Below are 9,384 nucleotides of genomic sequence, written 5' to 3'. Positions count from 1 at the left end.
TCAGATACTATCCGGTGAGCTCACATCCGGCCCGCAGGTAGCTTTGCCCCGTAGCTGAAAACTCTAAAATCAATGGGGCGTAGACGGCGCATACGATGGAACGCGCTTGGCGTGCAAATGTATGATGCGAGCATTCAAGCGATCGTTGAGAGACGAGATCGGCCTGCCGCGGTTGAAGCCGCGAGCAATGCAATCAGCAAAAATGACCGTAAGCCCAATCGCGCCTTGGGGAGCCGATTCGTCGAACCGGCTCCCCAACGATGAAGCAATGCCTTACGATACGCGATGCCCATTCCTGTCGTAGGGCCATCTCCATTCCGTGATTTCCGGCATGTCCTCGCCATATTCGCAGACGTAGTGACGGTGCCTCTCAAGCTTGCCACGCAGGAGCTTGACGACATCGGCCGCCTTTTCCTGGAGACCCGGAACCCGTTCAATCGCTTCGATGGCAAGGTGATAGCGATCAAGCTCGTTGAGAACCGTCATGTCGAAGGGTGTCGTGGTCGTCCCTTCCTCGATGAAGCCACGGACATGGAAATTTCCGTGGTTGGTGCGTCGATAGGTCAGGCGGTGGATCAGATATGGATAGCCATGATAGGCGAAGATCACGGGTCGATCCTGTGTGAACAGCCTGTCGAAGGCATCGTCAGCCAATCCATGCGGATGCTGCTCCTTCGACTGTAGCGCTAAGAGATCGACGACGTTGACCACGCGAACCGAGAGTTCCGGAATATTTTCACGAAGGATATCGACCGCGGCAAGCGTTTCCATGGTGGGGACATCGCCGGCGCAGGCCATGACGACATCTGGCTCGACAGCGGCTTGTTCATTGCCCGCCCAATCCCAGATCCCGATTCCCGCCTCGCAATGTCTGATAGCTTCGTCCATCGACAGCCATTGCGGTTCTGGCTGCTTGCCGGCGACGATGATATTGATGCGGTCATAGGTTTTCAGGCAGTGGTCGGCTATCCAAAGCAGCGTGTTGGCGTCCGGCGGCAGGTAGATGCGCACGGTGTCAGCCCTCTTGTTGGCGACCAGGTCGATAAAGCCCGGGTCCTGATGACTGAAGCCATTATGGTCCTGCCGCCAGACATGCGAGGTGAGCAGGTAGTTCAATGACGATACAGGCTTTCTCCAGGGGAGCTCCCGCGAAACCTTCAGCCATTTGGCATGCTGGTTGAACATGGAATCGATGATGTGGATGAAAGCTTCGTAGCAGGAGAAGAGGCCGTGGCGGCCTGTGAGCAGATAGCCTTCCAGCCAGCCCTGGCAGAGATGTTCGCTCAAGACCTCCATGACCCGGCCGTTTCGGGCCAGACTGATGTCATAGGGTTTTATCTCCTCCATCCACACACGGTTCGTCACCTCGAAAACGCTGCCGAGACGATTGGATTCCGTCTCGTCCGGACCAAAGATGCGGAAATTGGCGCTGGCGGCATTGAGAGTCATGATGTCGCGTAGGTAGTGGCCGAGGATCTCGGTTGATTGCGCTACAGTTTTGCCATGCTCCTCGACGACAACCGCGTAGCGGCGAATATCCGGTACGGTAAGCTCATTGCGCAACAGGCCGCCATTGGCATGCGGGTTGGCCCCCATGCGGCGTTCGCCCGTTGGTGCCAACGCTCGCAATTCATCTTTCAATCGTCCGTCGGTATCGAAGAGATCTTCAGGCTCGTAGCTCCGCATCCAATCTTCCAGGATTTTTCGGTGTTCTGCGTCTTCACGGCAATTGGAGACCGGAACCTGATGGGCACGCCAGAAACCCTCGACCTTCTTGCCATCGACCTCCTTGGGTCCTGTCCAGCCCTTCGGGCTTCTGAGGATAATCATCGGCCATCGCGGGCAGATATTGCCGGGCGTACCTTTGCGCGCCTCCGCCTGGATAGCGCGGATGCAATCGAAGACCTGGTCTAGTGTTTCAGCCATGGCCCTGTGCATCTGGTGTGGGTCCGAACCTTCGACGAAGACGGGCTCGTAGCCATAGCCGATAAAGAGATGGCGAAGATCCTCGTCCGTGTCGCGGCCCAGGATGGTCGGGTTGGCGATCTTGTAGCCATTGAGATGGAGGATGGGCAGCACTGCGCCGTCGCGAGCCGGGTTCAGAAACTTGTTGGAATGCCAGCTTGCGGCAAGCGGCCCGGTTTCGGCCTCGCCATCGCCGACGACGCATGCGGCGATCAGATCCGGATTGTCAAAGACCGCACCATAGGCATGCACCAGCGCGTAGCCGAGCTCACCACCTTCATGGATCGATCCGGGTGTTTCAGGTGCGGCGTGGCTCGGAATGCCGCCGGGAAAGGAGAACTGACGGAAGAGTTTTCTCAAGCCGTTGGTGTCTGGGGAGATGTTTGGGTAGATCTCGCTGTAGGTGCCTTCAAGATAGGTGTTTGCAACCATTCCCGGCCCGCCATGACCGGGGCCGCAGATGTAGATCATATCGAGATCGCGGTTGCGGATGACACGGTTGAGATGCGCGTAAATGAAATTGAGCCCAGGGGTCGTGCCCCAATGGCCGAGCAAGCGAGGCTTGATATGGTCGGCGCTCAGCGGTTCGCGAAGTAACGGATTGTCGAGGAGATAGATCTGTCCGACAGACAGGTAGTTGGCTGCGCGCCAATAGCGGTCGATGAGATCAAGTTCGGCGGTGTCGAGTGAATGCGTCAGAGTGATGCTTGACTGGTTTTCCATGTGTCTGCTCCAATTCGAAATGGTCGAATGCAGACTATTGCGACTGAAGCGATGGGCCATTGATCTGGATCATTTGCCTGCCAGAAGCGAGAAGGCCTCATCGGCAATGATCTGCTCCTCGTCCGTCGGGATGACGAAGGTTCCAGTTTTGCTTGAAAACGTGCTGATGATTGGGGCGTTGGCGACGTTTTTACCAGGATCGAGATCCACTCCCAGCCATCGTAGGCGGTCGCAGACTGCGGCTCGGATCTCCGGCTGATGCTCCCCGATCCCAGCGGTAAAAACCAAGCCATCGAGGCCGCCGAGAGTTGCTGTCATGCGACCGATTTCCCCGGCTATGCGCAGGGTAAAAAGGTCTATCGCCTCGGTTGCCTCACTGCGCTTGTCTTTGACAAGATCGCGCGTGTCTCCGCTGATCCCCGATACGCCGAGCAAGCCGGACCGATAGTAGAGCATTTCTTCAAGGTTCCGAAGTGTCCTGCCATTCGTTCCAAGGAGGTACAGGAGTGCGCCTGGATCGAGGGTGCCGCAGCGGGTTGCCATCGGGATGCCGTCGAGCGTTGAAAATCCCATGCTGCAATCACGACTTTCCCCATCGTCAAGTGCGCATAGGCTGGCGCCGTTGCCGAGGTGGGCAATGATGACTTTGCCTGCGGTAACATCAGGAGCCCGATTGCGCAGTTCGCGCGCGATGAATGCGTAGGAGAGACCGTGAAAGCCATAGCGTTTGATGCCTCGATCGTGCAAAGCCCTCGGTAGGGCAAATCGGCGGACCAGGTCGTTTTGAGTTGCATGAAAGGCCGTATCGAAGGAAGCGGTCTGCGCGAGCGCGGGTCGCAAATGTTTCACCGCACGGATCACTCGGAGTGCCTGCGGCTGATGCAAAGGCGCGAGTGCGACCAGCTTGTCCAATTCGTCGATATTGGCTTCATCCAGAGCAACAGGTCCTGCGAAACGATCGCCGCCATGAACCACCCGATGGCCCGCAATGCGAACCGCAGCCATGTCGAAATGTGCCGCAAGCACTTCAAATACTTCCGCGATGACAGCCCGCAAATCCTCTCCTGCCTCAGCTTCCAGACGAATGTCAAAGGCAGCGGGTCCTTCGGTCAGATGGAAGGTGAGGGGGCTTCTGCTGAAATCCACCAGTCCTTTACCGATGCGACGTGCGCTATGGATGTCACATTGAAACAGACCGATCTTCAGCGTGGAGGAGCCCATATTGAATGTGAGAAGCAGGTTCATGTCCGGCACGATTTTTCCTTCCGTTCAGAAGCCCGCAGCAAGGCGTTGCAGATATTAGTCGGTGATGGCGAGACAGGCCGATCCGATGTGCCTCTGGTGCGCATGGCCTGATAGTCACAATCATAGAGCGAGCCAGCGCCATTTGCCTTGACCCATGTCAAACTGGGAATGCTTGCGATTCCTACTCCCTCTCCAATCTTGACGAAGATCAACGCGGACTTTCTTTTCTTGCTTAAGCTCGCCTCCATCGAACAACGAGTTCAAACAGGAGGCGTGACCATGCAAGCCAAGACTATTCTGAGCGTTATCGGTGTCGATCAGGACGATGCCGACCTGCATTCTGCAATCGAATTGTGCCGGGGGGCGAAAGCCCACTTGTCCGTGCTGGTGACGGCACTCGCTGCACCACCGATCGGGGGATATGGCGAAGTGACATCGACGATATGGATCGAGGAGCGCGAGCGTCAGACGGAAGGCCTTCGCCGAAAGGTCGCTGCCTCCAAGACCATACTGCAGGCTGACGATATTTCGTTCGACGTGACCAGCCTCTTTACCGAATACGGATGGGCGGAAAATGAAATCGGAGAACGGGCGCGCTATGTCGACCTGACCTTGATCGGCGGCGGCTTTCTGGCTCATGACGACATGGGGGCGGAGATCTTGAACGGAGCCCTGTTTCAGTCGCCGGCGCCGATCCTACTCGTACCCAAAGGATATGCAGCCTCTCTTCGCCCGAAAACGGTGCTGGTTGCCTGGGACTCCCGCAACGAGGCAGGTACGGCCGTCCGGGCCGCGATGGAGCAACTGATCGCTGCCGACAACGTATGTGTTGCCATGGTCGATCCGTCCGCGACGACGCGCAGCAACGGCGAAGAGCCCGGCGCCGATGTCGCGACCTTCCTCGCAAGACATGGAATCCGTGTCTCCGTGGATGTCTTGCCCAGCGGCGGCCGTGCTGTCTCGGACGTGTTGCGTCAGCATGCGGTCGACATCGGCGCCGAGCTGATCGTCATGGGCGCCTACGGGCATTCGCGGGTGCGCGAGTGGATTTTCGGGGGGACGACCCGTTCGATGCTCGAGCAGACACCTGTTCCCCTGATGATGACACGCTGATCCCAATTGGCGCGCGGCCGCGCCGATGGCGTGGCCCACTCTCGTTACATCCTTGGAGGGGAAGACGCATGGTTGGCACCTATGTTATCGCCGAGCTACGGCCGGATCAGATCGTGCAAGCCTATCCTCTCGTCCAGGCAGCGGTTCCAACGCTTGGAATGGTGGCATGGCGCCGGATGGCATCCGACGCCAACCGCACGGACGAGATCCTCGCCGTGGTGCATCCTCGAGGTTACATTCAGGGCCTAAGTATCCACAGGCACTGGCATCATCCAACCGTTGGGCCATTGCTTGACGTCATCTTTCTGATCGTGACAAGTGCTGCCGATGAACGCGGCATTGCGCAAACCCTGTTCGCACGCATTCGATCTCGGGCCATGAAGCTGAAGTGCAAGCAAATCAGATTCTGGAACCAAAATTCCGGCAACTGGGAGCAGATGCATAACGGAGAACGGTTCTATCGCCTGGATCACGGGTTTATGACCTTCTGCGGCGACGAAGATCCGTGAGGATTCTTGCGGCGAAAGGCCAATTACTTCTTGGCAGTGAAGACGTAGCCCACACCGCGTATCGATTTGATCAATTGTGGATGCGTGGGGTCTGTCTCGATCTTCTTGCGCAGCCGCGCAATCTGGGCGTCAATCGTCCGGTCGTACACCTCCAGATTTCGGCCACGCGTCGATTCCATGAGGAACTCGCGGTTGAGCACCCGCCCGGCATGGCGTGCGAACACGACCAGCATGTCGAATTCGCCGGTGGTCAATTCGATTTCGTTTTTGTCGGGTGAGAGAAGCTGCCGTTTGCCGATATCGAGTTGCCAGCCTTCGAAACGAAGCACGTCACCGGGTTCGTTGTCCCGAGCTTTTGTCGCCGGCTGACGGCGGCGAAGAATGGACTTCAGGCGAGCATGCACTTCCCGAAGATGAAAGGGCTTGGCGATATAGTCGTCGGCGCCGACCTCAATCCCGACGATTCTGTCAACCACATCGTCACGACCTGTCAGCATTATGATCGGAATATCAGATTGTCCGCGGATTTCGCGGGCAAGGTCCAATCCGTCCTCGCCGCCTGGCAGGACCCAATCCAATAGGATGATATCAAAATTCTCTTGCTGCAGGGACGCCCGCATCTCCACACCATTCGACGCAGTGCATACGACATACCCTTCGTCCTCGAAATAGCGTGTCAGCATCTGCCGGATCCTGGGATCGTCGTCCACGACCAGAAGATGTCCGCGCCGCTGTTGATCCGGGGCCATTGCAAGGGTTCCAGTAGAGACGGGCTGCGACCTGTGACAATCCGTTACAAAATTGCACGATCTCTAACACGGGCGGCATTCGGCTGTCACTCGGAGGCCAGCAATCTATCCGCCATCGGAACAACATTTGAGAGGGATTGTCATGTTGTCGGCGAATAGCGTTGAACAGGCTCAGGCTTACAATGACGTTGTTGTTGCTTTCGAAGCCGAACCGATCTGTCTTCAGTCATTATTCTTGAAGCAACCATTGGAACAGTTGGGAGTCGGGAGAACGTTGTTCTTCGAAGGCGACCAGGCAAAACATCTTTTCGAACTCGTGGAAGGGGTTCTGCGCATTTTCAAGATCATGGCGGACGGTAGGCGCGTCATCACGGGCTTTCTCTATCCCGGCGATCTTGTCGGCGTGTCCCTCCGAAATCGTTACGTTTATAGCGCCGAAGCCGTAACCCCTGTCAGATTGCGCCGCTTCTCCCGGAAAGCTTTCGAGGACACGGTTGGCAGCTCGCCGGAACTGAGGCTGCAACTGCTTGCCTATCTCAGCGATGAAATGGCGGCAGCCCAGGATCAAATGGTGTTGCTGTCATGCAAGAATGCCGAGGAACGACTCTGTAGCTTTTTGCTGCAACGGCTTCAGCGCAAACAGGAGCAGGACAGATCGTGCAGTGTCGTTGATCTTCCGATGAGCCGCCTCGATATTGCCGACTATCTCGGTCTCACGATCGAAACAGTTTCCCGAACCATGACCAAGCTGACAAACAAGGGTATCGTAAGCCCCGTGGGACGTCATTCCATCCGCATTTTGAAGGCCACCATGCTTTCACATCTGGCGGGAGACGGTGATGAGTGCGACGATGGCCATCCGTCTGTCATTTCCTTGGATAAGGCGCGGCGGCGCCACTAACCGAATGCAAATGGAAGTTCCATGAACGATCAGCCGTCAGGACAGCAAGCTGCGGAAACCAGGCTGGACGAAATCGCCCAGATTCTCGATAGTGCCAATATTGTCGTCCATAACTTTGATGGCGTCATCCGGAGATGGACGACGGGATGCGAGCGGCTCTATGGCTGGACCCAGAAGGAAGCCGTTGGACGGGTCGTTCACGAGCTGCTGTCGACGACATTTCCGGAGCCACTCGAAGAAATACGCAGCAAGGTCGCTCGGCAGATTGCGTGGCAAGGAGAGCTTGTTCATCGGCACAAGGACGGCAGGCCCATTATCGTCGCGAGCCGCTGGGTTGCGGCGTCGTCGGTCGATCCGGACAAGCAGGTCATCGTTCAGACGAACAATGACATCAGTCATTTGAAGCAGATCCAGGCGGATCTGGCCGCGCGGGAGGCTCATCTGCGATCAATCCTCGCGACTGTCCCCGAATCCATGATCGTTATCGACGAAGCTGGGTCGATTGCGTCCTTCAGCACCGCCGCGGAAAAGTTGTTCGGATATTCGGCAGAGGAGGTTCACGGACAAAACGTTTCCATGCTGATGCCGTCGCCAGATCGCGAGGCGCATGATGGATATCTATCCCACTATCTGACGACCGGCGAACGCCGTATCATCGGCTATGGCCGTGTCGTTAGTGGGCAGCGCAAGGACGGCACGATCTTCCCGATGGAATTGTCGGTCGGCGAGGCGATCGCCAGTGGCAAACGGATATTTACCGGCTTCGTCCGTGACCTTACGAGCCGCCACAAGATCGAAGAGGAACTTCGACAATCACAAAAGATGGAAGCCATTGGCCAATTGACCGGCGGCCTCGCACATGACTTCAACAATCTGCTCACCGTCATTAGCGGCAACCTGGAAATGATCGAGACTCGGCTGCAGGATACAAAGCTGCTGCCGCTGGTTTCGGAAGCGCAAGCAGCAGCCGAGGACGGAGCGAAACTTACCGCCCAGCTCCTTGCCTTTGGCCGCCGCCAGCCTCTCAATCCCAAGCTTATGGACGTGGGCAGTTTCGTATCCGGTTTTTCCGACCTTTTGCGTCGCACCGTGGGTGAGGCGATCGAACTGCGAACGGTGATTACCGGCGCTACAAATGAAGCACTCGTCGACGGCTCGCAACTGCAGAACGCTCTCCTCAATCTTGCAATCAATGCACGCGATGCGATGCCGCGTGGTGGCCTTCTATCGATCGAGATATCGCGCCAGAGGCTCGATGCCGATTACGCTCGAATGTATCCGGAGGTCCGGACAGGCGAATATGTGCTGATCGCCGTGACCGATACTGGCGTCGGCATGTCGACTGAAACAAAGGAGCGTGCCTTCGAACCATTCTTTACGACAAAGGGGATGGGGGCTGGGACAGGCCTCGGTCTCAGTATGGTCTATGGCTTTGCGAAGCAATCGGGTGGGCTTGTCCAGCTCTATAGCGAAATCGGTCAAGGGACGAGCATTCGTATCTTTCTGCCAGCCCAGAAAGCACGCTCGACGATCGAATCGACCCGCGCAGACACGGACAAGAAGCCTGACATTCCCCAAGGATTCGAGCGTATCCTCGTTGTCGAGGACGACGCACGTGTTCGACGGGTCACCGTCTCCCGGCTTCTCGATGCCGGATACAATGTCATCGAGGCAAGCAATGGAGCCGAGGCTCTCGCTCTTTTTCAGGAGAATCATGACATTGCTCTGCTGTTTACCGACGTCGTGATGCCTGGTGGCATGGCCGGTGACGAACTTGCACATAAGGTCCGGGCATTGCGCCCTGAAATCAAGGTGCTGTTCACATCGGGCTATGCTGAACCCACGATCGCCGGTCGCGAATTGGCGGAAGCCGGAAGCTGGTTGAAGAAACCATATACTGCCCGTCAACTTGCAATCCGTCTGCGCGAACTCCTTGATTGAGTGCTTCAAACGGGGGGGGCTATGGCGTGCCTTGTTGTCTGCAAGGTATTGATAAGCACGGGAGGCTTCATTCAGCGAATCTGTTCGAGCGGCGGGCATCCTGTCGGGATGCCCGGCCTTCTATGCCCTATCGTGGTTGCTCCGCTTTCGCCTTCGCTTGATCGTCCACGAGTTCGTACCACATGGCATTGAGAACGGCGAACGCCGCCGCGAGGGGGAAGCCGAGAAGCCAGGCAAA

At 57.0% G+C, this 9,384-nt stretch carries 8 protein-coding genes; 4 read left to right on the top strand and 4 right to left on the bottom strand.

Annotation, left to right across the window (positions count from 1 at the left end; translation table 11 throughout):
- Nucleotides 1-273 precede the first annotated feature (273 nt).
- Together BJ928_RS38160 and BJ928_RS38155 are read right to left on the bottom strand one after the other, a co-directional pair.
- Nucleotides 274-2,688 (bottom strand): phosphoketolase family protein, encoded by a 2,415-nt coding sequence (locus BJ928_RS38160; RefSeq protein WP_047637209.1) that lies wholly within the window; start codon nucleotides 2,686-2,688, stop codon nucleotides 274-276.
- Nucleotides 2,689-2,757: 69 nt separating this feature from the next.
- Nucleotides 2,758-3,942 (bottom strand): acetate/propionate family kinase, encoded by a 1,185-nt coding sequence (locus BJ928_RS38155; protein ID WP_047637210.1) that lies wholly within the window; start codon nucleotides 3,940-3,942, stop codon nucleotides 2,758-2,760.
- A 270-nt stretch (nucleotides 3,943-4,212) separates the two neighbouring features.
- Between BJ928_RS38155 and BJ928_RS38150 the strand changes: the two genes are divergently transcribed.
- A complete protein-coding gene (locus BJ928_RS38150; protein ID WP_047637217.1) occupies nucleotides 4,213-5,046 on the top strand; it encodes a universal stress protein in 834 nt (277 codons plus the stop codon).
- A gap of 68 nt (nucleotides 5,047-5,114) precedes the next feature.
- A complete protein-coding gene (locus tag BJ928_RS38145) occupies nucleotides 5,115-5,555 on the top strand; it encodes a hypothetical protein (RefSeq protein ID WP_047637211.1) in 441 nt (146 codons plus the stop codon).
- A 23-nt stretch (nucleotides 5,556-5,578) separates the two neighbouring features.
- Here BJ928_RS38145 and BJ928_RS38140 read toward each other — a convergent pair whose 3' ends face one another.
- A complete protein-coding gene (locus BJ928_RS38140) occupies nucleotides 5,579-6,304 on the bottom strand; it encodes a response regulator (RefSeq protein ID WP_047637212.1) in 726 nt (241 codons plus the stop codon).
- Nucleotides 6,305-6,446: 142 nt separating this feature from the next.
- Here BJ928_RS38140 and BJ928_RS38135 point away from each other — a divergent pair, with 142 nt between their 5' ends.
- Both BJ928_RS38135 and BJ928_RS38130 read left to right on the top strand, forming a co-directional pair.
- Nucleotides 6,447-7,205, top strand: a complete 759-nt coding sequence (locus BJ928_RS38135; protein ID WP_047637213.1) for a Crp/Fnr family transcriptional regulator — start codon at nucleotides 6,447-6,449, stop codon at nucleotides 7,203-7,205.
- A 21-nt stretch (nucleotides 7,206-7,226) separates the two neighbouring features.
- Nucleotides 7,227-9,146 (top strand): PAS domain-containing sensor histidine kinase, encoded by a 1,920-nt coding sequence (locus BJ928_RS38130; RefSeq protein ID WP_047637214.1) that lies wholly within the window; start codon nucleotides 7,227-7,229, stop codon nucleotides 9,144-9,146.
- A gap of 127 nt (nucleotides 9,147-9,273) precedes the next feature.
- Here BJ928_RS38130 and cydX read toward each other — a convergent pair.
- A partial coding sequence (gene cydX, locus BJ928_RS38125; RefSeq protein WP_120296865.1) for a cytochrome bd-I oxidase subunit CydX occupies nucleotides 9,274-9,384 on the bottom strand: 111 nt, incomplete at its 5' end.

This window comes from Rhizobium sp. WW_1, assembly GCF_003610155.1.
In the GTDB taxonomy this organism is placed as follows: domain Bacteria; phylum Pseudomonadota; class Alphaproteobacteria; order Rhizobiales; family Rhizobiaceae; genus Rhizobium; species Rhizobium tropici_A.
Note: the sequence above shows the minus strand (reverse complement) of the source record. Positions and strands in the feature narration are given on the sequence as shown.